The following is a 23,644-nucleotide window of genomic DNA, read 5'->3' as shown; positions in this document are numbered from 1 at the left end:
ACGGCGCGCAACAACGACGGCACTGGCGAAGGCTGCGCGTCATGCGCGGCGCCGCTGCAACTGTTCCACCTGCTGCTGCAGGCGATAGAGATAGACGAAGCCCTGCTCCCAGCGCTGGTGGCCGGACTTCACGTTGATATGCCCGGCACCCGGCAGGATCGCCGGCTGGGCACCCCAGTCGCGGGCCAGCTCCAGGGCGCGCACGGCGCTGGCGGCGTGGTCGTTGTCGGAACCCACCAGCACGCTGGGGAACGGCAGCAGCTCGCGGGAAATCGGCGCGAAGCCCTGCAGTTCGAGCGGGCAACCGGGGCGTTCGACATCCGCCGGTGCTACCAGCAATGCACCGCGCACCTTGCGCAGCGAGGCCAGCGGCGCCTGGGCCGCCCAGCGTGCCACGGTGACGCAGCCCAGGCTGTGGGCGATCAGCACCACCGGATTGGCCGCGGCCTGCACCGCCTGCTCCAGCGCGGCGACCCACAGTTGCGGATCCGGCTGTTGCCAGTCGTGCTGCTCGACCCGGCTGGCGTTCGGCAGGTTGCGTTGCCAGTGGCTTTGCCAGTGCTCGTCCGGCGATCCCTGCCAACCGGGAAGAATCAGATAACTGAGGGCTTGGCTGCTCATGCGGGCCTCCTTGTGCGTTGCATGGCGGCCAGTCTAGGTGGCGGAAAAACATATGTTAAGGAATAAGAATTTATTTATTTATTCTTTTACGCTCTATATGAGATCCACAGCCGAACCGCCGTCAGCCGTCCTTTCCCTCAGCGTCATGGCTCATAAGCTAATTACTAAAAAGTATTTATTTGAATTTTTTTAGATCGTTTAGCTTGTCTTCACCGGACCACCGGACATTTCCCAGAACCACGAATCTGTCCTGTGGCGCGGCCTCCTTAGAAGCGGCCCTGCCCGCTGCCGAGGAGCACTGCCATGACCCGCATTCCCTTCAGCCGCCGCCTGCTGGCGGTACTGACCCTGAGCAGCCTGGGTTTCGCCGCCCAGGCCGCCGACTTCACTGTGGCCTACCAGACCACCGTCGACCCGGCCAAGGTGGCCCAGGCCGATGGCGACTATGAAAAGGCCAGCAAGGCCGAGATCGACTGGCGCAAATTCGACAGCGGCGCCGAAGTGATCACCGCCGTGGCCTCCGGCGACGTGCAGATCGGCTATGTCGGCTCCAGCCCGCTGGCTGCCGCGGCCACCCGCCAGTTGCCGGTGGAAACCTTCCTGATCGCCACCCAGATCGGCGCCGCCGAAGCCCTGGTTGCCCGCGACGGCTCCGGCATCAAGAGCCCGCAGGATCTGATCGGCAAGAAGATCGCCGTGCCCTTTGTCTCCACCGGCCACTACAGCCTGCTGGCTGCGCTCAAGCACTGGAACATCGACCCGGCCAAGGTACAGATCCTCAACCTGGCGCCACCGGCCATTATCGCTGCCTGGCAGCGTGGCGACATCGACGCCACCTACGTGTGGGATCCGGCCCTCGGCGTGGCCAAGGCCAACGGCAAGGTGCTGATCACCTCCGGCGAGCTGAGCAAGCTCGGCGCGCCGACCTTCGACGCCTGGATCGTGCGCAAGGACTTCGCGCAGAAACACCCGGAGGTGGTGCGCGCCTTCGCCAAAGTCACCCTCGACGCCTACGCCGACTACCGGCAGAACCCGCAGGCCTGGCTGGCCGACCAGAACAACATCGCCAAGGTGGTGAAGCTGTCCGGTGCCAAGGCCGCGGACATTCCCGCGCTGCTGCAGGGCAACGTGTTCCCGCTGGCCGCCGACCAGGCCACCGCCCTCGGCGCGCCGACCACCCGCGCCATCACCGACACCGCCACCTTCCTCAAGGAACAGGGCAAGGTCGAGGCCGTGCTGTCGGACTACAGCCCCTACGTCAGCAACCAGTACGTCACCCACTGACCATTGCGCGGGCAGCCCGGCTGCCCGCTACGCCCATCCGGCAGGAGCCCGCTTGTCATGACTTTCCATCTTCGCCAGCTGTTCGCCGCCCTCGCCCTGGGCGCCAGCAGCCTCGCCGCCCAGGCCGCCGACATCACCATCGGCTACCAGACCGGCATCGACCCGACCAAAGTGGCGCAAGCCGACGGCAGCTATGAAAAGGCCATCGGCCAGAGCCTCGACTGGCGCCGCTTCAACAGTGGCGCCGAGGTGGTCACCGCGATCGCCTCCGGCGACGTGCAGATCGGCAACCTCGGCTCCAGCCCGCTGGCCGCCGCTGCCACCCGCGGCCTGCCGATCGTCACCTTCATCGTCGCCGCGCAGATCAATGCCGCCGAGGCCCTGGTGGTGCGCAACGGCAGCCAGATCAGCAGCCCGGCCGACCTGGTCGGCAAGACCATCGCCACGCCGTTCGTGTCCACCTCGCACTACAGCCTGCTGGGCGCGCTCAAGCACTGGAACATCGACCCGGCCAAGGTGCACATCGTCAACCTCAACCCGGCCGAGATCAACGCCGCCTGGAAGCGCGGCGACATCGACGGCGCCTTCGTCTGGTCGCCGGCACTCGGCGAGATCAAGAAGAACGGCAAGGTGCTGACCGACGCCGCCGAAGTCGGCAGCTGGGGCGCCCCGACCTTCGAAGTCTGGGTGGCACGCAAGGACTTCGCCGAGCAGCATCCGGAAGTGCTGGCCCGCTTCGCCAAGGTCAGCCTCGACGCCTTCGCCGACTACGCCGCGCACAAGCAGCAGTGGACTGCCGACTCGGCGCCGGTACAGAAGATCGCCAAGCTCACCGGCTCCAACCCGGCCGACGTACCGGAACTGCTGGCCGGCTCGGCCTTCCCCGACGCCGCGGCCCAGGCCCAGCTGCTCGGCGGCAAGACCGCGCAGGACATCGCCGCCACCGCGCTGTTCCTCAAGGAGCAGGGCAAGGCCGACAAGGTACTGGCCGACTACTCGCCCTACGTCAGCGCCAAGTACATCGACTGACCGGCACCCCGCCCCCGCCGCGGCGGGGGCTTTCTCCCTAACGAGCACGCGAACATGGCCTTATTGCAACTGGAGCGCATCAGCGCACAGTACCCCGGCACGGCCGAGCCGGTACTGACCGACATTTCCCTGAGCCTCGGGCCCGACCAGCTGCTGGTCGCCCTCGGCCCCTCCGGCAGCGGCAAGACCAGCCTGCTCAACCTGATCGCCGGCTTCGTCAGCCCCAGCGCCGGGCATATCAGCCTCGACGGCCAGCCGGTGCGCGGCCCCGGTGCCGAACGCGGCGTGGTGTTCCAGGACGACGCCCTGCTGCCCTGGCAGAACGTGCTCGACAACGTCGCCTTCGGCCAGCGCCTGGCCGGCGTACCACGTGCCCAGCGCGAGGCGCGAGCCCGCGAGCTGCTGGCCCTGGTCGACCTGGCCGGGTTCGAACAGCGGCGCGTCTGGGAACTCTCCGGCGGGCAGAAACAACGTGTCGGCCTGGCCCGCGCGCTGGCCGCCGACCCGCGCGTGCTGCTGATGGACGAACCCTTCGGCGCCCTCGATGCCTTCACCCGCGAACAGATGCAGGAACTGCTCCTGCAGGTCTGGCGGCGCGCCGCCAAGCCGGTGTTCCTGATCACCCACGACATCGAGGAAGCGGTGTTCCTGGCCACCGACCTGGTGCTGCTGGAACCCAATCCGGGGCGCATCGGCGAACGCCTGAGCCTGGACTTCGGCCGCCGCTACGCCGCCGGTGAAAGTGCCCGCGCGATCAAATCCGATCCCCGTTTCATCGAGACCCGCGAGCACGTGCTGGCCCAGGTCTTCGCCCAACGTCAGAGGAGAAGCCAATGAGCAGCCTCGAACTGCCCCTGCCGGGCAAACTGCTGGTGCCCGCCCCCCGCCCCGCGCGGCCCCTGAGCCTGCTGGCGATCAGCAGCCTGAGCCTGTTCGGCCTGCTGTTCGCCTGGTGGGCGGTGACCGCCGTCGGCCTGATCGAGCCGCTGTTCCTGCCCAGCCCGCAGGCCGTGCTGTCTCGCGGCTGGCGCCTGGTTGGCGAAGGCTACATGGACGCCAGCCTGTGGCAGCACCTCGGTGCCAGCCTCGGGCGCATCGGCCTGGGCCTGCTGGCCGCCGTGCTGACAGCGATTCCACTGGGCATCGCCATCGGCCGCAACCGCATCGTGCGCGGCATCTTCGACCCGCTGATCGAGTTCTACCGGCCGATTCCGCCACTGGCCTACCTGCCACTGATCGTCATCTGGTGCGGCATCGGCGAACTGTCCAAGGTGCTGCTGATCTATCTGGCGATCTTCGCCCCCATCGTCATCGCCACCGCCACCGGCGTGCGCAATGTCGACCCGGCCAAGCTGCGCGCCGCGCAGTCGCTCGGCGCCACCTCGGCGCAGCTGATCCGCCACGTGATCCTGCCCGGCGCGCTGCCGGAGATCCTCACCGGCGTGCGCATCGGCCTCGGCGTGGGCTGGTCGACCCTGGTCGCCGCCGAGCTGATCGCCGCACAGCGCGGCCTCGGTTTCATGGTGCAGTCGGCCGCCCAGTTCCTGGTCACCGACGTGGTGATCTTCGGCATCCTGGTCATCGCCCTGATCGCCTTCGCCCTGGAACTCGGCCTGCGCGCCCTGCAACGCAAGCTGGTGCCCTGGCACGGGCAGACACACTGACCCGCCCTCGTTTCGTGGTGGCCGGCCTGCCGGCTCCCGCACCTAGCCGTGAGATTTAGTCATGACCCTGAACATCACTCCCCTGAGCCCCTCCCTGGGTGCCATAGTCGGCGGCATCGACCTGCGCCAGCCGCTCACCGACGCCAACCAGCAGGCCATCGAACAGGCCCTGCTGGCCCACCAGGTACTGTTCTTCCGCGCCCAGCCGATCGAGCCGCAACAGCAGGCGCGCTTCGCCGCGCAGTTCGGCGATCTGCATATCCACCCGCTCTATCCGAACATCCCCGAGCAGCCGGAAGTGCTGGTGCTCGATACCGCCGTCACCGACGTGCGCGACAACGCCATCTGGCATACCGACGTGACCTTCCTGCCGACCCCGGCGCTCGGCGCCGTGCTGGCCGCCAAGCAGCTGCCGGCCTATGGCGGCGACACCCTGTGGGCCAGCAGCAGCGCGGCCTACGAGGCATTGTCCAAGCCCCTGCAGCAGCTGCTCGACGGCCTTACCGCCACCCACGACTTCACCCGTTCCTTCCCCTTGGAGCGCTTCGGCAACACCCCCGAAGCCCTGGCCCACTACCACGAAGTGCAACGCACCCATCCGCCGGTGATCCACCCGGTGGTGCGCACCCACCCGGTCACCGGGCGCAAGGGGCTGTTCGTCAACGACGGCTTCACCAACCGCATCAACGAGCTGGAGGCGGCGGAAAGCGATGCCCTGCTGCGCTTCCTGTTCGCCCACAGCACCCGCCCGGAGTTCACCATCCGCTGGCGCTGGCAGGAAAACGACGTGGCCTTCTGGGACAACCGCATCACCCAGCACTACGCGGTCGACGACTACCGCCCGGCCCGCCGGGTGATGCACCGAGCCACCATCCTGGGGGATGTGCCGGTCTGACCGGCCATCCTCAGGCGGACGTTACAGCCCCAGCTCCGACAGCCCCGGATGGTCGTCCGGGCGGCGGCCCAGCGGCCAGCGGAACTTGCGCTCGGCCTCGCTGATGGGCAGGTCGTTGATGCAGGCGAAGCGGTGGGCCATCAGGCCGTTGTCGGCGAACTCCCAGTTCTCGTTGCCGTAGGAACGGAACCAGTTGCCGGAGTCGTCGTGCCATTCATAGGCGTAGCGCACGGCGATGCGGTTCTCGCTGAAGGCCCACAGCTCCTTGATCAGGCGGTACTCCAGCTCCTTGTTCCACTTGCGGCTGAGGAACGCCTGCGCCTCGGCGCGGCTGCTGGCGAACTCCGCGCGGTTGCGCCACTTGGTGTCGGCGGTATAGGCCAGCGCCACCTTGGCCGCATCGCGGCTGTTCCAGCCGTCCTCGGCCATGCGCACTTTTTGGATGGCGGTCTCGCGGGTAAAGGGCGGCACTGGTTGGCGGATTTCGGGCGTGGACATGGATTTGCTCCTGTTGGCGAAGGGGATTGGGGGCGTTCAGTGGCGCGCCGCGCCGGCGACTGGCTGACGAATGCCCGTGCGCAGCGCGCGCCACAGGCTGAGCAGGCGGTTGGCCGATACGGCGGCGCAGGGGTGTTCCAGCGCGGCGGCCATCTGCGGCAGCAGCAGGTTCGCCTCCCACTCCATGACGTCACGGCTCGGTGACGAAGCTGTGGGCGCGTCGTGCCACTGCACGGACGGCTGCATTTCCCAGCTACGCAAATCTGTTCTGTTCATCTCGCGGCCTCCTCGTCAGATATCCAGCACCAGGGGTTGCGGGCTGTCTTCGGTTTGCGCCGGTATGGCGCAGCAGATCAGCACCTTGTCGCCGTCCGGCAACTGCGCCGGCGGATTGGGGTAGTGCACGGCGCCGCTGACCAGCCTGGCGGCGCAGGTGCCGCACGAGCCGCCCCGGCAACTGAACTCGGGGCTCAGGCCACGGCTTTCGGCCAGCTCCAGCAGGCTGCCGCTGTCGGGCTTCCAGCGCGCCTCGGTGGCCGAGGCGGAGAAGTACACCGGCACCGGCAGCGTGGCCGCCGGCGGCTGCTCCAGGCTCGGCGGCTGTTCGCTCTGCGAGCGACGCAGGGCGGAGGGGCCGAAGGCCTCGGCGTGGATGCGTTGGTCGGGGATGTTGATACCGCGCAGGCCGTCGTACATGTCCTGCAGGAAACCGCTGGGGCCGCACAGGTAGAAGTCGTAGTCGTCCAGCGGCAGGCGCGCCTTGACCTGGGCGAAGCTCAGGCGGCCGGCCAGCTGGTAGTCGCGTTCGAGATGCGCCTCGGCGCCGGGGCTGCTCAGGGCGCGGTGGATATGCAGGAGTCCGTCCGCCTGCTGTTGCAGCACGCTCAGCTCTTCGCGGAAAGGCAAGTCGGCGAGGCTGCGGGCGCTGTGGAACAGATGGATATGGCGCGCGCGCTGGTGCTGGCGGTTCTGTGCCACCAGCTCGCGGGCCATGGACACCATCGGGGTGATGCCGACACCGGCGCCGATCAGCACCACCGGCCGCTCGGTTTCATCGACCAGGGTGAAGCTGCCCAGCGGTGCACGCACCTCCAGCAGATCGCCAACCTGGACGTCCTCGTGCAGGTGGCGCGAGGCCTTGCCCTGCAGTTTCACGCTGATGCGGATATGCCCGTCGGATGGCGCGCTGGAGACGCTGTAGGTTCTGACCAGGGCCTCGTCGCTGGCCTGCAGGCGCATCGGCAGGTGCTGGCCGGCGGCGAAGGTCACGCTGGCGTTGTCCAGCGGGGCGAGGAACAGCGAGCGGATGTCGCTGCTCTCCTGCTGCACCCGCGCCACGCGCCATTGCTGCCATTGCCGGCGCTGCTCGTACTGGCGCACGCGCTCCTCGGTCTCCGCCCAGGTGCCGGTGGCCAGGCTGGTCGGGGCGTAGTCGTGGAACTGCCAGCGGATGCCCACGGCGGCCGGGCGCACTACTACGTGCTCGACCTCGACCGTCCACAGCCGCTCGGCGCCTTCGAAGGCCTTGATCAGCGGGCTGTCGAGCAGCAGCTCGGTGCGCCCGCTGAGTTGCAGCACGTTGCCGCTGGCGAAGTCGACGAACAGCAGGCCGGCGATCGGGTTGGCCTGCAGGTTGCCGAGGGTGTTGAAGAACAGGTTGCCGGCGTAGTCGGGAATGGTCAGGCGGTTGCCTTCGACCCTGACGAAGCCGGCACGGCCGCCGCGATGGGAGACGTCCACCGAGCGGCTGTGGTCGTCATGCTCGACGTAGCTGGCGATGAAGAAGGTGTCGGCGGCGCGGATCAGTGCGCTGCTGTAATCGTCCAGGCCGCTGAAGTCCTGGCGCGGCGGATTGCCGTTTGCCGGCACGGTGACACGGGTGTAGGAGCGTTCCTGGATGTACTTCGGGCAGTTGCCGTAGGAGTGCTCGACCTCCACGGCAAAGCCTGCGGCCGAGGCCTGCTGGATCACGCCGTTGATGCGGTTGCGGCGGCGTGTATGCAGCTCGATGCCGAGCATGCCGATGGCGCTGCCAGTCTGCAGGCCGGCGGCCGCCGGATCCTGCGGATCGGCCTGGCTGGCGAGGAACAGGTGCTGCGGATCGGCCGAGGTGACGAAGCCTTCCGGCCCTTCGAGCAGAGTCGCCCAGGGACGGCCGTCGGCATCCACCGCGCCGACCACCATGAACGGCAGCTGGTGGTAGAACTCGCGGTGCTGGTCGGGCATGTAGTCGCGGATGACCTTCTGCCCGAGCACTTCCATGCGCTCGGTGGCGTGCACGGCTTCCTGCAGCTGGCGCTCACCGGCATGCCAGGGCGATGTACGGTGCTTGGGCAGATGATCCATAGCGGCGCTCCTCGAGAGGGCTGCCGGGAAACCCGGCAGCCGGGTCGACACTCAGCTGGCTTGCAGACCTGCGGCGGTGCGTTGCATCGGCACGAAACCAGGCAGGGCTTCGATGCGTTGCAGCCAGGCACGCACGTTCGGGTAGGCCTCCAGCGAGACGTTGCCTTCCGGGGCATGGGCGATGTAACTGTAGTTGGCGACATCGGCGATGCTCGGCTCGCTGCCGGCGAGAAACGGGCTGGCCGCCAGCTCGGTCTCCATCACCTTGAGCAGGGCATGAGCACGGGTGATCACCTCGTCGGCATTGAAGGACGCGCCGAACACCGTGATCAGTCGTGCAGCTGCCGGGCCGTAGGCAACCTGACCGGCGGCGACCGACAGCCAGCGCTGTACGCGTGCCTCGTGCAGCGGGTCATTGAGCTGCCAGCTGCCGCTGCCGTAGCGCTTGGCCAGGTAGACCAGGATCGCGTTGGAGTCGCTGAGCAGGGTGCCGTTGTCATCGATCACCGGCACCTGGCCGAAGGCGTTGATGGCCAGGAACTCGGCCTTCTTGTGCGCACCGTTGGCCAGGTCGACGAACACCAGCTCGGTGGGCAGGTTGAGCAGCGAGAGCATCAGCTCGACGCGATGGGCGTGGCCGGACAGCGGGTGGCGGTAGAGTTTGATGGCGTTGGTCATGATCGTGGCTCCGTTACTTGTGTGAGTGGTCAGCGCACTGTGCGGGGGTGTTGCGCTGTTGGAGCCATGCTGCGCCCATGCAGGGGCAAGCAGAATCACCACGCTGGGCAATCCATAATTCCGTTTTCTGAAAGAGTGGCGCGGGTACGTCAGCCGCAGAAGGCGGGGTGGGCGCGCAGCCGTGGCGTAGCGAAGTCGATGAAGCTGCGCACCCGCGCCTCGGCGCGGCGGCCGTGGCGGTAGATCAGCTGCGCCGGCACGCCGGCGCTGGCGAAGGGCTGCAGCACCGGCTCGAGCAGGCCGCTCTGCAGCTCGGCATGGGCTTCGTAGCTCATGCAGCGGATCAGCCCCAGGCCCAGGACGGCAGCGTGGATGGCCGCGCGCTGGGTGGTGCAGGTCAGCACCGGCCTGGGTTTGACCTGGCGCGTGTTGCGCTCGCAACGGAACTGCCAGGGCGCGTCGTAGCCGGGAGCCGAGGCGACCACCGCACGGTGGGCCTTGAGGTCGTCCGGGGTCTGCGGCTGGCCCCACTGGGCCAGGTAGCCGGGTGCAGCGCAGATGATCGGCCGCACCTCACCGAGGGACTGGGCAAACTCGGAGGAGTTGGCCAGCTGGCCGACCACCAGCGCCACATCGATGCCCTCCTCCAGCAGCCTGGGCGTGCCGTGGCTGGCGCGGGTGGCCAGCTGCACGTCGGGGAAGGCGTCGAGGTAGGCAAGCGCGATAGGCGTGAGCACCTGGTGCTCCATCAGCAATGGCAGCGCCAGCGTCAGCTGTCCGCCCGAGCAGGCGTGCACACCGGCCGCCGAGCGTTCGGCCTGCTCGGTCTGTTCGAGGATCTGCCGGCAGCTCAGGGCGAACTGCTCGCCGGCAGGGCTCAGGCTCACCCCGCGCGGCCCGCGAATCAGCAGGGTGGAATTCAGGCGTGCCTCCAGCGCGTCGATGGTGCGCATGATGGTCGCCACCGACAGTTCCTGCTGGCGCGCGGCGGCGGCCAGGCTGCCGGCCTGCACCACGGCATCGAACACCTGCATCTGCCGGTAGCGGCTCATGCCTCAGGCCACCGTCGCCGACTGCAACGCCGGATCCTGCTGGAAGCGCTGGGTGCAGAAGTCGACGAAGGTACGCACCTTGGCCGAAATGCGCCTGTCGCCCTGGTACAGCACGTGCACCGGCAGCGCCGCGGTTTCGTAGTCCTCGAGGACGATCTCCAACTCGCCCTTGGCCACCAGCTCGGCGACCTGGTACGACAGCACCCGCGTCAGCCCCCAGCCCATGCGCGCGGCATTGATTGCGGCCTGGTTGGAGCTGACCAGCAAGCGCGGCTTGGGGTGCAGGGTGAGAGCACCCTGCACGCCGTTGAACTGCCAGTCGGTGAGCAGGCTGCTGGCCGACGACATGACGATGGGCGCGCTCAGCACATCCTTGGGCGCCTGGGGTCGGCCAACGCGGTCGAGAAAGGCCGGAGCGGCGCAGATCACCGGGCGGATGGCGCCCACCCGGATCGCCTGCAGGCCGCTGTCGGGCAGCTTGCCGATGCGCACCGCCACGTCCAGGCCCTCGTCGACCATGCTCACCAGGCGATCCACCAGGAGGGCGTTGATCGACACCTCCGGGTGCTCTGCGAGGTATTCGGTGATCAGCGGAATCAGGAACAACTCGCCGAACATCACTGGCGCCGTCACGCTCAGGTTGCCGCGCACACGACTGCTGCTGCCGGCGGCCAGCTCGTCGGCTTCCTCCAGGTCGAGCAGGATGCGCTTGCAGTCCTCCACATAGCGCCGGCCCGCCTCGGTCAGGCGCAGACTGCGCGTGCTACGGGCCAGCAGCAGGGTGCCGAGGCGATTTTCCAGCCCCGCGATCACCCGCGTCACGCTCGGAGGCGACATACCCATCAGCTTGGCGCCCCCGGCAAAGCTTTCCGCTTCCGCGACCGCCAACAACACCTTCATTTCCTGAAACCTGTCCACGATCACCGCCAGTCTGCAGAGTGGGCCGAGCCGCTAACAGCGTAGCGTTTGGCCCTAGTCTAATACTGCGCTAGGCCCGGCAATCAGTGGCCCGCAATTCAGCATGCGCTGGCGCTGGCCGGGCAACGACATGGTCTTCTGGGACAACCGTCCGGTGCACCGGGTGATGCAGCGCGCGACCATCCTCGTTGATGTGCCGGTCTGCGCTAGCCCAACGCCCGATTGCCGGCCACAAAAAAGCCCCCGGCCGCATCCAGCGACCGGGGGCTTCAGGTTAGGCCTCGCTACAACGCAGCGCTGCGCGTCGAGGGCTCCAGTTCGCCGATCTTCTCCAGTCGCGCCCGCACGATGTTGCGGCTGATGCCCAGCAGGCGGCCGGTCTGCAACTGGTTGCCGTGGCAGAAACGGTAGGCGCTGCGGAAGATGGTTTCCTCGATGTGCTCGTAGAGCTCCGGCAGGTTCTTCTCGTACAGCGCCGTCAGCGCCGCTTCCAGGCTCAGCTCCGGTGCCGGCAAGGACGCCGTGCCATGGCTCAGTTCCGCGCGGCTGCTGCTCGGGCGCATGTCGGCCAGGTGCAGGTCGCCGGGCTGTACCTGCTGGTTGCGGCAGACCAGCAGCGCATGGTGGATGGCGTTTTCCAGCTCGCGGATATTGCCCGGCCAGCTATGGGTCAGCAGCTTGCGCGCCGCTTCGTTGCTCAAGGTGGCGCGCTGGTAACCGAGGCGCTGGCAGTGTTCATCGACGAAGAACTCGGCCAGCGGCAGGATGTCGCCCGGCCGTTCGCGCAACGGTGGCAAACGAATGGTCGCCACGTGCAGGCGGTAGAACAGATCCTCGCGAAAATTCCCGGCCACCACCGCATCGGCCAGGTTGACGTTGGTCGCCGCCACCAGGCGCACATCGATGGGGATCGGGCTGCGCGAACCGAGGCGCACCACCTCGCGCTCCTGCAGCACGCGCAGCAGCTTGACCTGCATGTTCAGCGGCAGGTCGCCGATCTCGTCAAGGAACAGGGTGCCGCCGTTGGCCGCCTCGAACCAGCCGGCCTTGCTGCTCGCCGCCCCGGTGAAGGCGCCCTTCTCGTGGCCGAACAGCTCGCTCTCCACCAGGCTTTCCGGAAACGCGCCGCAGTTCACCGCCACGAATGGCGCCTTGCCGCGCCGGCTGAGGTGATGGATATGCCGGGCTACCAGCTCCTTGCCGGTGCCGGTCTCGCCAATGATCAGGGCGTTGGCCTCACTGGGCGCCAGGCGCTCGATGCGATTGAGCAGCTCCTGCGAGCGCGGATCCTTGAACACCAGCACCGTGGCACGAACCGACTTGGTCAGTTCACGGGCTTGAGGGTGAGTGAGCAACGACATGTCGGCAGATCCATTGATAGGCAGTCGCCGGGATAGTGGCCGATATTTTTATAATTAAAAAATCATAATTAATCATTTACATATTCCATACGGAGATATGTCGAATTCCCACCATGGACTGCTTCCCTGGCAGCAATCGTTCAGCAGCGACTGCTGCCTGAGCAGACCCCGACAAGCACGCAAAAAATGCCGCCACAGGAATATAAATCCTTAAAAATCATGTAGATAAAAACAATAAAAGCCCATAACCCGACTCGGTACGGTTGTTGCGATAGCGTCATACGGCCCATGAGAGGCCGCCCGCGTGAGCCAGCACACCAGCGCAACGCATCTACCGACACGAATCGTTCGACGCCGCCGCCGGATCACCGGCCAGCGCTGCGTCCTATCCGCAATTGGGGGCAACATGTTCAAACGCACCACACTTTCCGTCGCCATCGCCTGGGGGCTGGGCGGGCTGGCCAGTCTGTACCTGAGCCAGGGCTACGCCGCCGACGCAACAGCGCCGGCCAGCACACAGAGTGCCGAGCAAGACGGCAGCGAGCAAAGCAGCTCACCGACCCTGGCCAAGGTGGTGGTGACCGCACAGAAGCGCGAAGAAAGCGTGCAGGAAGTACCGGCACCGATCTCCGTGCTCAGCGGCGACAAGATCCGCGACGACTCGCTGCAGTCGGCCAACGAAGTGACCCGCTACATTCCCAACGCCTCCGCCGGCACCACCGACGGCCACGGCCGCCCGCGCTGGTGGATTCGCGGCCTCGGCACCGGCGACCAGGGCGCCAATACCGTCAGCCCGGTGGGCATCTATGTCGACGACGTGTACATCGCCAACATCAGCGCCACGGGCTTCCCCCTCTTCGACCAGGAGCGCGTCGAAGTGCTGCGCGGCCCGCAGGGCACGCTGTGGGGCAAGAACACCACGGCTGGCGCGATCAACTTCATTTCGCGCCGCCCGACCTTCGATCCCGATGGCTACTTCAAGGTCGACGTCGGTGACTACGCCAATCGCGTGGTCGAGGGCGCGGTGAGCGATGCGCTGGTCGACGAGCGCCTGGCCGCCCGTGTGTCGTTCCGTCACCAGGGCCGCGACGGCTATGTCGAGAACCTCAACGACGACAACGACGAAGGTGCACTGGAAGACGATGCCGTACGCCTGCAGTTCGCCGCGCGGCTGTCCGACACCCTGGACGCCAACCTCAACCTGCATGCGCGCAGCTACCACGACACCGCCAGCTACGGCACGGTCAGCTACGGCCTGCGGCCGGGGGGCAAGAATGCCTTCGGCTACCATATCGATCCCGAACAGGGCAAAGCCAACTTCAACGCCAAGTACGAAGCGGACATCGACCAGGCCGGCACCAACCTCAACCTGGTCTGGCAGCTCGGCGACCTGGAGCTGACCTCGATCAGCGCCTTCGAGCACTTCAAGCGCGACGGCCTGACCGACAGCGACAACACCCCGCTGGAACTGCAGCGCAGCTACAGCTACGCCGACAGCAAGCAGTGGTCGCAGGAGTTCCGCCTCGCCTCGCCGCGCGAAGATCGCCTGAACTGGGTACTCGGCTTCCACTACTTCAACGAAGACCTGGACTCGGAAAACGCCAGCGCAGCGCTGAGCAACCCGTATATCCCACGCTCGTACAACAACACCCGCTTCAACCAGGGCACCGAGAGCTACGCGCTGTTCGGCAGCAGCACCTACAACTTCACCGATGACTTCAGCCTCACCGCCGGCCTGCGCTGGACCCGCGAGACCAAGGACATCGACCTGCGCCGCCTGCAGAACCAGGGCGCCGCCAACTTCGCCGGCGACGACTGGTGGCAGGTCGGCAACGTCACCTCGCCGCTGCGGGTCAACGCCACCCAGGACGAGGAGAATACCTGGAGCGACTACACCTACGACCTGACCCCGGAATACCGCGTCTCGGACAACGCCCGGGTGTACTTCCGCTACGCCTATGGCTTCCGCTCCGGTGGCTACAACACCAACGCGGTGAGCCAGGCAACCGTGGCCACGGTGGATCCGGAGTACCTCACCTCGTACGAGCTGGGCCTCAAGTCGGAATGGCTGGACGGCCGCCTCAACGCCAACGCCAGCGTCTTCTACTACGACTACGAAGACATCCAGCTGAACATCGTGACCGCAGTGAACAACCAGACCGTGTCGCGGCTGGCCAATGGTGCCCAGGGCGAGGCCTACGGCGCCGAGTTCGAGCTGGAAGCCATCCCGGTGGAAAACCTGCACCTGAACTTCGCCCTCGGCCTGCTGCACACCGAGTTCACCGACTACACCTCCGGCAGCAACGACTACTCGGGCAACAAGTTCGTCCGCGCGCCGAACGTCTCGGCGGTACTCGGCGCCGACTACCGCATCCCGCTGGACGTCGGCGGCGCCGTGGTGCTCGGCACCGACTGGAACACCCGCAGCCGCCAGTACTTCTTCTCCAACGACCAGAGCCAGAACATGCGTAGCGGCGGCTACACCCTGGGCAACGCGCGCGTCACCTACGAGCTGCCGGGCGACACCACCCGCGTCACCGCCTACGTCAACAACCTGACCGACAAGGAATACCGCAACCACACCTTGCCGGGCGGCTTCCAGACCGCCGCCGTGATGTTCGGCGACCCGCGCACCGCGGGCCTCTCGGTCACCACCGACTTCTGATCCACCCCGCCCGTGACCTTGCGGTTGCGGGCTTCCCAGCGAGGATATCGCTATGCACAGATCAACCCTGACCCGCCTGCTGCGCCGCCTGGCGCTACTGCCGGCGGCCCTGCTGGTCACCCAGGCGGTTGCCAGCGAAACACCGCAGACCCTGCGCATCGCCACCGTGGCCTACGCCAACGCCGGCAAGGTCACCTTCAACGGCCCGGCCTATGTGATGGATCGCGACAAGTGGCTGGAGCAGGAACTGGCCAAGCGCAACATCAAGCTGCAATGGGTACCGGCGGCCACCGCCTCGGTCGGCACCTTCGTCAACGAGGAGTTCGCCAACAAGCGTATCGACTTCGCCTTCTACGGCGACCTGCCGTCGATCATCGCCAACGCCTCGGGCGTCTCGACCAAGCTGATCGCCCCGGGCGGCAGCGGTAACCACGTCTACCTGGTGGTGCCCAACGGCTCCAGCGCGCAATCGATCGCCGACCTCAAGGGCAAGCGCATCGCCCTGCACCGTGGCCGGCCGTGGGAGCTGTCGTTCGCCAAGCTGATCGAGGCCAACCAGCTCGGCTTCGACGACTTCCGCATCTTCAACCTCAACCCGCAGGCCGGCGGCGCCGCGCTCAGCGCCGGGCGGGTGGACGCCTTCTTCACCCTCAGCGACGCCTTCCTGCTGGAAGACAAGCAGGTCGGCAAGATCATCTGGTCGAGCAAGCAGGCCCCGCTGGACTGGAAGATGCGCGCCGAGCTGTGGGGCGCCAGCGACTTCGTCGCCCAGCAGCCGGAGCTGACCCAGCTGGTGGTCACCGCCTACCTGAAGGCTGCCTACTGGTCCGCCCAGGATGCCAACCAGGACACCTACCAGAACTACCTGGCGCAATCCGGCCAGCCGCTCAGCGTGCTGCAGCGCGAAGCCGCCGGCGAGCCCTGGAGCAACCACTTCACCCCGCTGTACGACCAGGCGCTGAAACAGCACTACATCGACGGCATCGCCTATAGCCAGAAGGCCAAGCTGATCCGTGGCGAGGTCAAGGTCGACGAACTGCTGGAGCCACGCTTCGTCGAGCAGGGCCTCAAGGATCTGCAGCTGCAGCACTACTGGCCGGACAGCGCGCAGAACCTGGCCCGCCAGCCCTGATCTGGCGCAGCCCAACGCTTGATCTGTAGGGCGGCTGCAACCCGCGCCGGAACAACGCGGGTTTCACCCGCCCTACTGCGACTGACAGGACAGAGACCCTGGCCAGCACTGATCCAAACGCTTCCTCTCGACGTCGCCATTACATGTTGCCGGCGAGAAAACCCGCCTGCGGTGTTACACCGCGCCAGCCCACTGGATTCCCGCCTGCGCGGGAATCCAGGCGCGCAGGACTAACCGGCCGGGAGGGGTGATTCAACAGCGAACAGGTACACAGCCATTAAAAAAGCCCTCTCGCGAGGGCTTTTTCATGCAGTGCTCGATCAGGCCGCCTGCTCCAGCAGCTTCTGGCCCTGGCCCCACAGGCCGGTCATTTTCCACTGCTGTTCCAGCACGCCGGGGCCGAACTCCTGCGAACCGCCGAAGATTTCCGCCAGCCCTTGGAAGTAGGCGCCTTCCTCGATCAGCAGAATCAGCTTGGAGGCCTGGATGATGCTGGTACCCCAGAAGGTCGCGCCGCCGTTGGCTTCGAGAATCGCCGGGGTGTGCGGGTTGGCTTCCAGCTGTTCGACGATAAAGGCGTGCTCCGGCTGGCGCCGATTGAGGTACAGCGGCAGCTCGCGGGCCAGGGTCACGCGCTGGGAAGCGGCGTAGCGGATCGGCAGCACGCGGTGGGCGCTGGCCCAGCCGCCCAGGTAAGGCGTGTGCACGTGGATCACCACGTTGACCTCGGCGCGGTTCTGGAACACCCCGGCATAGCGCTTGCCGTTGCCACCGGCCTTGCTGCCGCTGAGCGGCGAGCTGCCTTCCAGGGTTTCATCGAGCACCACGTCGCCGTCGTAGCTGGCCACCACGGCGCGGATCTCCTCGTCATCGGCCCACGGGCCCGGCGCGTGCAGGGCGATCACCAGGTCGCTGTCCGGCACCCGTACATAGGCCTGGTAGGTGTTGGTGGCGGTCAGCGTGCGGGTCTCCTTGAGCACGCGAAAGGCCTTGGCGAAATCGCGCTTGGCCTGGTCGAGCTGGGCGAGTTGTTGCGGGGTGAGGCTGGCGGTCATGGTGAAGCTCCTGTCTAGGCTAGTCGTAAGTCGCGCCTGCTTGCGCGGCTCTGACAGGCTCCAGAGCAGGACTTGTGCCAGCAATAAAAACCCTTCTATTTCAATAAGTTGAAATTATTCACCGATAACTCCATAGCTCTTTAGCGCATTCCTGCTGCCGTCCCAGCAGCCAGTGCTGGCGGGGTGCTGCTGTACCAGCAATACCCCGCCAGTGGCCACCACTGAAAGGCTTGCAAGCCACGCAGCCCGTGGCCTCCAGCCTTTCGGCACAGGCCTTGCTCTAGTCCTGGCAACCTGGGCGCCGAGTCGCTGCGGGTACCCGTCAAGCAGCACTGGAGCACTGCCATGAGCACCGAATTTTTCTGGCGTCTACCGCTGGGTAGCGATGGCCCTTACCTGGCCTCGGACAAGAACAACCGCGGCGCGGCCCACCACCGCCCCGGCAACATCGCCCCGGGCCGTCTGCCCAACGGCGAGCCGGATGGCTTCACCTACATCGACTACATCGCCCAGGTGGCGAAAGCGGCCGAGATCGCCGGCTTCGAAGGCGCCCTGCTGCCCACCGGCCCCGAGCCATGGATCGCCGCCGCCGCGCTGGCCCGCGAGACCCGGCGGATCAAGTTCCTGATCGCCTTCCAGGCCACCTGGACCCTGCCGGCCTACGCCGCGCAGCAGGCGGCGATCCTGCAGAACCTCAGCCGTGGTCGCCTGGAGTGGAACATCATCACCGGCGGCAACCCGGCCAGCCAGCGCGCCAACGGCGACTTCCTCGAACACGACAAGCGCTACCAGCGCACCGGCGAGTTCCTCGACATCATTGACGGCCTGTGGAGCAACGAGCAGTTCAGCTACCAGGGCGATATCTACCAGCTGGAGAACGGTGCGCTGCCGCTCGGCCTGCGCAACGAGCGCAAGCCCGGCGTGTACTTCTCCGGCTTCTCCGACCCGGCGCTGGACGTCGCGGCCAAGCATGCCGACGTCTACCTGAACTGGGCCGAGCCGGTGGACAAGCTCAAGCCGCACATCGAGCGCGTGCGTGAGCTGGCCGCCAAGCAGGGCCGCGAGGTGCGCTTCGGCATCCGTATCGACCTGTTCGCCCGCGAGACCGAAGAGGCCGCCTGGAGCGAGCTGCGCCGCCAGTACGAGCGTATCGACGCCAAGACCAGCGCCTTCATCAAGGGCTTCGCCAGCGGCTCCGACTCGGTCGGCGCGGCGCGGCAGACCGCCTACCACCAGAACGTCGAGCGCTTCGACGACCTGATCCTCGGCCCCAACCTGTGGGCCGGTTTCGGCAAGGCCAAGCCGGGCCCGACCGTGGGCCTGGTCGGCAGCCACGAGAACGTCGCCGAGCGCCTGGCCGAGTACCGCGATGCCGGTTTCTCGACCTTCATCCTGGCCGGCAACCCGCACCTGGAAGAGGCCCTGCGCATTGGCCAGGAAGTCCTGCCGCTGGTACACGCCCGCACAAGCCAAACCGACAGCCAACCCACTGCGCTCAAGCGCGCCTGATCAGCAAGGAAGCCCATCATGAGTAAACCACTGGACACTCTCTGGTACACCCGCTGCCCGGTTCCGACCGGCCTTGGCATCGCCGTGCAGAAAGGCTGGCTGGAGGAAACCCTGGGCGCCCAGGGCACCAGCATCAAGTCGCTGCGCGAGTCGGACAACCAGGCGGTGCGCGAATCGCACTTCGACCATACCCTGCAGAACTCGGTCCGCCACGGCGGCAACATCCCGGCCATCTGGGCCCGCGCCAGCGGCCGCGAAACGCGGGTGATCGGCCTGTCCTGGGCCGACGAGGTGCAGCTGATCCTGACCACCCCGGACAGCGGCATCAAAACCGCCAAGGACCTCAAGGGCCGCAAGTTCGGCCTGCCCAACTGGGCCAACGCGCAGATCGACTTTACCCGCGCCCAGGCCATCCGTGGCCTGGAAAACGCACTGAAGCTGGACGGCCTGGAAGTCAGCGACGTCGAACTGGTCGACTACCTGCAGGGCGGCACCTTCAGCGATGAAGCGGCGCAGAGCCGCAACGGCCTGGCCGCCTTCGGTGGCCGGCGTGGCGGGCAGAACGCCGAGCTGGTCGGCCTACTGCGTGGCGAGGTGGACGCGATCTTCCTCAAGGGCGCCAGCGCCGCACAGCTGGCCCAGCAGTTCGGCCTGCACACGGTGATCGACACCGGCTCGCACCCTGAGCCGCTGATCCGCGCCAACAACGGCACGCCGCGCACCCTGAGCGTCGACCTCAACCTGCTCGAGCAGCACTACGACAGCGCGGTCGGCATCCTCAGCTCGGTGCTGCGCGCCGAGGAATGGGCCTGGACCCACCCGGACGACACCCACCGCTACCTGGCCCGCGAGACCAACAGCAGCGAGTTCTGGGTGACCCAGGCCTACGGCGACGACGCCCACCAGCGCCTGCGCACCAACCTCGACGAGCGCTCCATCGTCGCCCTGCAGGATTTCACCGACTTCCTGCAGCGCTGGGCCTTCATCCCGCAGACCTTCTCGGTGCGCGACTGGATCGACCCGCGCCCGCTGGAAACCCTGCGCAGCGCAGTCGCCAAACGCGCCGGCTGACTTCCCCTGCCCCGCACCGACAACGGTCGCGGGGCCAGGCTTTTGTGGAACCCCGTTAGTTTATGAGCACACCCCTGGACACCCTCTGGTACACCCACAGCCCGGTTCCCACCGGGCTCGGCATTGCCGTCGAATCCGGCCGCCTGGCGCAAGCCTTCCAGCCGCTCGGCACGCGCATCCAGGCACTGCGCGAGTCCTCCGACCGCGAAGTGCGCGAAGCCCACTACGACCATCACCTGCACAACTCGGTGCGCCACGGCGGCAATATTCCGGCCATCTGGGCCAGGGCCACGGGCCGCGCCACGCGGGTGATCGGCCTGTCCTGGGGCGACGAAGTGCAACTGCTGGTGACCAGCCCCGACAGCGGCGTGCACAGCATCCGCGACCTGAAGAACCGCCGCTTCGGCCTGCCCAAATGGGCCAACGTGCAGATCGACTTCACCCGCGCCCAGGCCCTGCGCGGCCTGGAAAACGCCCTGAGCCTGGAAGGCCTGCGCGTCGATGAGGTCGAGCTGGTCGACTACCCCTACGGCGGCACCTACAGCGACGACCCGGTGCGCCACGTCTACGGCGCGCAGATCACCTTCAACGGCAACCGCGTGCGCCAGCGCAACAACGAGCTGATCGGCCTGCTGCGCGGCGACATCGACGCGATCTTCCTCAAGGGCGCCCACGGCCTGCAGCTGGCCGACGAATTCGGCCTGCGCGTAGTGGTGGATGTCGGCTCGCACCCTGACCCGCTGATCCGCGCCAATATCGGCACGCCGCGCACCCTGACCGTCGACCAGCACCTGCTCGACCAGCACTTCGACGCCGCCACGCTGATTCTCCAGACCGTGCTGCGCGCCGAGCAGTGGGCCTGGGCCCATCCCGAGGAAACCCGGCGCTTCCTCGCCCGCGAGCTGAACACCAGCGAGTACTGGGTGGCCAACGCCTATGGCGACGACGCCCACCTGCGCCTGCAGACCAACCTGGCCGAACGCTCGATCGGCGCGCTGCAGGATCTCACCAATTTCCTCGAGCGCTGGGACTTCATCCCGCGCGGATTCGACGTGCGCCAGTGGATCGAGCCACGGCCCTTCGAGCAGTTGCTGGAGACGGTCAATGTCGCCATCTGAAAACGGCGGCCGGCCCGGCGCCTTCCTCGCCAATTTCATGCTGCTGGCCGCCTTCAGCGGCGCCACCATCGGCATGGCGAAGATCATCACCACCCTGTACGCCATCGAGATCGGCGCCAACGCCATGCAGCTCGGCTTCATCTCGGCGATGGAGTCGCTGGGCATGGTGCTGCTGACCCTGCCCGCCGGCTTCGTCATCGCCCGCTACGGCGCGCGCCGCGTGTACTTCCTCGCCAGCCTCGGGCCGATGCTGCTCAACCTGGCCATCCCGCTGTTCGGCGGCTGGCTGTGGCTGGCCTTCGCCCGGTTGCTGATCGGCCTGTGCATCCCGTTCCGCATCGTTGCCATGAACAGCGCGTTCCTGCGTCAACTCAAGCGCATCGGCAACGACAAGGCCGGCTGGTACCGCGGCTCGCTGACCCTGGGCATGGGCCTGCTCGGCCCGCTGCTGGGCAACTGGCTGAGCGGCAGCAGCGGCTTCACCTTTGGCTTCGTGGTGATCGGCCTGTGCTTCGGCCTGATGGCGGTATACAGCCTGGGCTTCTGGGAGGGCGAGCAGATCGTCCCGGTGCAGGCCGACACGGCCGCCGAACTGGGCGGCATCTTCGCTCAGGTCAGGGCCATGCTCGAGCATGTGGAGATCGCCGAAAGCTGCCTGATCGAGCTGCTATCCGGCGCCACCAACTCGCTGTTCGGCACCTTCATCATCCTCCTCGCCATGGACGTGGCGCGGCTGTCGCAGAGCGAGGCGGTGAGCCTGGTGATGATCCAGGGCCTGGCCTCGGTGGCTGGCCTGTTCGGCTTCGGCTACCTGATCGAACGCAGCGGCCGGCGCTTTGCCTATATCGCCAGCCTGAGCGCCGCGCTGGCCGGCCTGCTGCTGCTCGGCAGCGCCCACGGCTACTGGCTGCTGGCCGCCGGCGGGGTGCTGCTGAGTGCGGCGGCGGCGCTGATCCACCTGGTCAACATGGCCCAGCTCGGCGAGCACAGCGTCGACAAGAGCAAGATCTCCGGGCTGTTCAACCTGGCCGGCATGCTCGGCGGTTTCTCCGGGGCCATGCTCGGCGGGCTGATCAGCCACTTCGTCGGCCTCGGCAACCTGTTCCTCTGCTGGATTCCGCTGGTGCTGCTCGCCGCGCTGTTCTGCTGGCTGCGCAAGCAACGCCGGCAACCGCTGGCCGCACCGATTCTCGGGCAGGAGGGTTGAGATGCTGCAGCCAACCTTCACCCGCCTGAGCTGGTTCCTCTCGCCGCTGGCTGTGCTGCTGGCCTGGTTCCTGGTGGCCAACGCCGGCTGGTACCCGTCGCAACTGCTGGTACCGCCGCAGCATGTCTATGAAGCGTTCCTGGAACTGCTCGGTAGCGGCGAACTGCGCGAACACCTGCAGAACAGCCTGAGCCGCCTGGCCATCGGTTTCGCCATCGGTGCCGGCAGCGGCCTGCTGTTCGGCACCGCCATGGCCCTGTCGAAGAACGTCGAGGCCTACTGCGCGCCGTTGTTCCATACCCTGCGGCAGATCCCCTCGATCGCGCTGATCCCGATGTTCATCCTGTTCTTCGGCGTGGAGGAAACCTTCAAGGTGCTGATCGTCACCAAGGCCGCCTTCTTCCCGGTGGCGCTGGCCGCCAGCGAAGGGGTCAAGGGCATCCCGCGCAGCTACTTCGACGTCGCCGCGGTGTATCGCCTGCCGTTGTGGAGCCTGCTCAAGGACGTGGCCTTCCCCGCCGCCGCGCCGCCCATCGTCACCGGCCTGCGCATCAGCCTCAGCCGCGCCTGGATGGTGCTGGTGGCGGCCGAACTGCTGGCCGCCGACAGCGGCCTGGGGCAGATGATCGAGATGAGCCGGCAGATGATGCGCATCGACATCGTGATGGTCGGCGTGCTGGTCACCGGCCTGGTCGGCTTCATCCTCGACTACGGCTTTCGCCTGCTGGAAAAACACCTGTTCCGCTGGAAGCCACGCCCATGACTCTCGCCCTGCGTTACCTCAAACCCCTGCGCGGCCTGCTCCTGCCCTTGCTGCTGGTGGCCGGCTGGGAATACCTGTCGCGCCAGAGCGCCAGCCATGCCTACGCCTTCGTGCCGCTGAGCCAGATCGGCGCCGGCCTGGCCGAACTGGTCGCCAGCGGCGAGCTGTGGCTGAGCACCCTGGCCAGCCTGCAGCGCACCTGCCTGGGCCTGCTCTACGGGGTGCTGGCCGGCTTCGCCATCGGCGCGCTGATGGCGCTCTCGCGCCTCGCGGAACGCCTGCTCGCACCGCTCTACCACACCCTGCGCCAGGTGCCGATCCTCGGTCTGATCCCGCTGCTGGCGCTGTGGTTCGGCAGCGGCGAGTTCTCCAAGGTGCTGATCGTCAGCCTGGCCGCCTTCTACCCCATGACCCTGAACACCTTCGAGGGCTTCAGCCATGTCGAGCCGCGCTACCGCGAGGTCGGCCGCATCTATGCGTTGACCCCGCTGCAGCAGTTCACCCAGGTGCTGCTGCCCAGCGCCCTGCCGAGCCTGAGCAACGGCGTGCTGCATGCCCTGGCATTCGCCTGGGTCAGCTCGGTGGGTTGCGAGCTGTTCCTCTCCACCGGCATGGGCCTGGGCAACCTGATGATGAACGCCGAGACCGGCTCGCGCATGGAAGTGGTGGTGATCGGCGTGCTGTGCATCGGCCTGCTCGGTTACACCATGAGCCAGTTGTTTTCCCGCCTCAGCCGCCACCTGCTGCGCTGGCGCAATCTTCGTTGATAGGTACTCCG

At 66.9% G+C, this 23,644-nt stretch carries 22 protein-coding genes; 13 read left to right on the top strand and 9 right to left on the bottom strand.

The window, feature by feature from the left end; translation table 11 throughout:
* Positions 1-39: 39 nt before the first annotated feature.
* Positions 40-621 carry an RBBP9/YdeN family alpha/beta hydrolase gene (locus A9179_RS01310; RefSeq protein ID WP_187804061.1) on the bottom strand — a complete coding sequence of 194 codons (582 nt, stop codon included), beginning with the start codon at positions 619-621 and terminating at the stop codon, positions 40-42.
* Positions 622-924: 303 nt separating this feature from the next.
* Between A9179_RS01310 and tauA (A9179_RS01305) the strand changes: the two genes are divergently transcribed.
* The 5 genes from tauA (A9179_RS01305) (at position 925) to tauD (ending at position 5,493) form a co-directional block, all read left to right on the top strand.
* On the top strand, positions 925-1,905 hold the full coding sequence (gene tauA, locus A9179_RS01305) for a taurine ABC transporter substrate-binding protein (protein ID WP_187804060.1): 981 nt from the start codon (positions 925-927) through the stop codon (positions 1,903-1,905).
* Positions 1,906-1,962: 57 nt separating this feature from the next.
* A complete protein-coding gene (gene tauA / locus A9179_RS01300; protein ID WP_187804059.1) occupies positions 1,963-2,934 on the top strand; it encodes a taurine ABC transporter substrate-binding protein in 972 nt (323 codons plus the stop codon).
* A 54-nt stretch (positions 2,935-2,988) separates the two neighbouring features.
* A complete protein-coding gene (gene tauB / locus A9179_RS01295; protein WP_187804058.1) occupies positions 2,989-3,771 on the top strand; it encodes a taurine ABC transporter ATP-binding subunit in 783 nt (260 codons plus the stop codon).
* A complete protein-coding gene (gene tauC, locus A9179_RS01290) occupies positions 3,768-4,598 on the top strand; it encodes a taurine ABC transporter permease TauC (RefSeq protein WP_187804057.1) in 831 nt (276 codons plus the stop codon). Before tauB ends, tauC begins: the two co-directional genes overlap by 4 nt.
* 61 nt (positions 4,599-4,659) lie before the next feature.
* Positions 4,660-5,493: a taurine dioxygenase gene (gene tauD, locus A9179_RS01285; RefSeq protein WP_187804056.1), complete on the top strand. Its 834-nt coding sequence runs from the start codon at positions 4,660-4,662 to the stop codon at positions 5,491-5,493.
* Positions 5,494-5,514: 21 nt separating this feature from the next.
* On the opposite strand, the gene A9179_RS01280 is transcribed toward tauD, so the two are convergent.
* The 7 genes from A9179_RS01280 to A9179_RS01250 all read right to left on the bottom strand — a co-directional run bounded on the left by A9179_RS01280 (position 5,515) and on the right by A9179_RS01250 (position 12,346).
* Positions 5,515-5,991: a nuclear transport factor 2 family protein gene (locus A9179_RS01280; protein ID WP_187804055.1), complete on the bottom strand. Its 477-nt coding sequence runs from the start codon at positions 5,989-5,991 to the stop codon at positions 5,515-5,517.
* A gap of 36 nt (positions 5,992-6,027) precedes the next feature.
* Positions 6,028-6,267, bottom strand: coding sequence for a hypothetical protein (locus tag A9179_RS01275; protein WP_187804054.1), 240 nt, complete (start codon positions 6,265-6,267; stop codon positions 6,028-6,030).
* Between the two features lie 15 nt (positions 6,268-6,282).
* Positions 6,283-8,337, bottom strand: coding sequence for a pyridoxamine 5'-phosphate oxidase family protein (locus A9179_RS01270; protein ID WP_187804053.1), 2,055 nt, complete (start codon positions 8,335-8,337; stop codon positions 6,283-6,285).
* Between the two features lie 51 nt (positions 8,338-8,388).
* On the bottom strand, positions 8,389-9,015 hold the full coding sequence (locus A9179_RS01265; protein ID WP_187804052.1) for a glutathione S-transferase family protein: 627 nt from the start codon (positions 9,013-9,015) through the stop codon (positions 8,389-8,391).
* A gap of 149 nt (positions 9,016-9,164) precedes the next feature.
* Positions 9,165-10,067: a LysR family transcriptional regulator gene (locus tag A9179_RS01260; RefSeq protein ID WP_187804051.1), complete on the bottom strand. Its 903-nt coding sequence runs from the start codon at positions 10,065-10,067 to the stop codon at positions 9,165-9,167.
* Positions 10,068-10,070: 3 nt separating this feature from the next.
* The gene (locus A9179_RS01255) at positions 10,071-10,967 is read right to left on the bottom strand and encodes a LysR family transcriptional regulator (protein WP_187804050.1); all 897 of its coding nucleotides are present in this window, start codon (positions 10,965-10,967) and stop codon (positions 10,071-10,073) included.
* Between the two features lie 302 nt (positions 10,968-11,269).
* Positions 11,270-12,346: a sigma-54 interaction domain-containing protein gene (locus A9179_RS01250; RefSeq protein WP_187804049.1), complete on the bottom strand. Its 1,077-nt coding sequence runs from the start codon at positions 12,344-12,346 to the stop codon at positions 11,270-11,272.
* Between the two features lie 406 nt (positions 12,347-12,752).
* Here A9179_RS01250 and A9179_RS01245 point away from each other — a divergent pair, with 406 nt between their 5' ends.
* Positions 12,753-15,011, top strand: coding sequence for a TonB-dependent receptor (locus A9179_RS01245; RefSeq protein ID WP_187804048.1), 2,259 nt, complete (start codon positions 12,753-12,755; stop codon positions 15,009-15,011).
* Positions 15,012-15,063: 52 nt separating this feature from the next.
* Positions 15,064-16,143, top strand: a complete 1,080-nt coding sequence (locus tag A9179_RS01240; RefSeq protein WP_187804047.1) for an ABC transporter substrate-binding protein — start codon at positions 15,064-15,066, stop codon at positions 16,141-16,143.
* Positions 16,144-16,463: 320 nt separating this feature from the next.
* On the opposite strand, the gene A9179_RS01235 is transcribed toward A9179_RS01240, so the two are convergent.
* Positions 16,464-17,198, bottom strand: coding sequence for a class II aldolase/adducin family protein (locus A9179_RS01235; protein WP_187804046.1), 735 nt, complete (start codon positions 17,196-17,198; stop codon positions 16,464-16,466).
* Positions 17,199-17,543: 345 nt separating this feature from the next.
* Between A9179_RS01235 and A9179_RS01230 the strand changes: the two genes are divergently transcribed.
* The 6 genes from A9179_RS01230 (at position 17,544) to A9179_RS01205 (ending at position 23,633) form a co-directional block, all read left to right on the top strand.
* Complete coding sequence (locus A9179_RS01230; RefSeq protein WP_187804045.1) at positions 17,544-18,707, top strand: LLM class flavin-dependent oxidoreductase; 1,164 nt, start codon at positions 17,544-17,546, stop codon at positions 18,705-18,707.
* A gap of 18 nt (positions 18,708-18,725) precedes the next feature.
* The gene (locus tag A9179_RS01225) at positions 18,726-19,778 is read left to right on the top strand and encodes an ABC transporter substrate-binding protein (protein WP_187804044.1); all 1,053 of its coding nucleotides are present in this window, start codon (positions 18,726-18,728) and stop codon (positions 19,776-19,778) included.
* Between the two features lie 62 nt (positions 19,779-19,840).
* Entirely contained in the window at positions 19,841-20,896 is a 1,056-nt protein-coding gene (locus A9179_RS01220; RefSeq protein WP_187804043.1) for an ABC transporter substrate-binding protein, read from the top strand.
* Entirely contained in the window at positions 20,883-22,103 is a 1,221-nt protein-coding gene (locus A9179_RS01215) for an MFS transporter (RefSeq protein ID WP_187804042.1), read from the top strand. The genes A9179_RS01220 and A9179_RS01215 overlap by 14 nt, the downstream gene beginning before the upstream one ends.
* Before the next feature lies 1 nt (position 22,104).
* Positions 22,105-22,866: an ABC transporter permease gene (locus tag A9179_RS01210; RefSeq protein WP_187804041.1), complete on the top strand. Its 762-nt coding sequence runs from the start codon at positions 22,105-22,107 to the stop codon at positions 22,864-22,866.
* Positions 22,863-23,633, top strand: coding sequence for an ABC transporter permease (locus A9179_RS01205; protein ID WP_187804040.1), 771 nt, complete (start codon positions 22,863-22,865; stop codon positions 23,631-23,633). The genes A9179_RS01210 and A9179_RS01205 overlap by 4 nt, the downstream gene beginning before the upstream one ends.
* Positions 23,634-23,644: the final 11 nt, after the last annotated feature.

Origin of the sequence: Pseudomonas alcaligenes (genome assembly GCF_014490745.1) — a bacterium.
In the GTDB taxonomy this organism is placed as follows: domain Bacteria; phylum Pseudomonadota; class Gammaproteobacteria; order Pseudomonadales; family Pseudomonadaceae; genus Aquipseudomonas; species Aquipseudomonas alcaligenes_C.
This window is presented reverse-complemented; position numbering and strand designations above follow the sequence as displayed.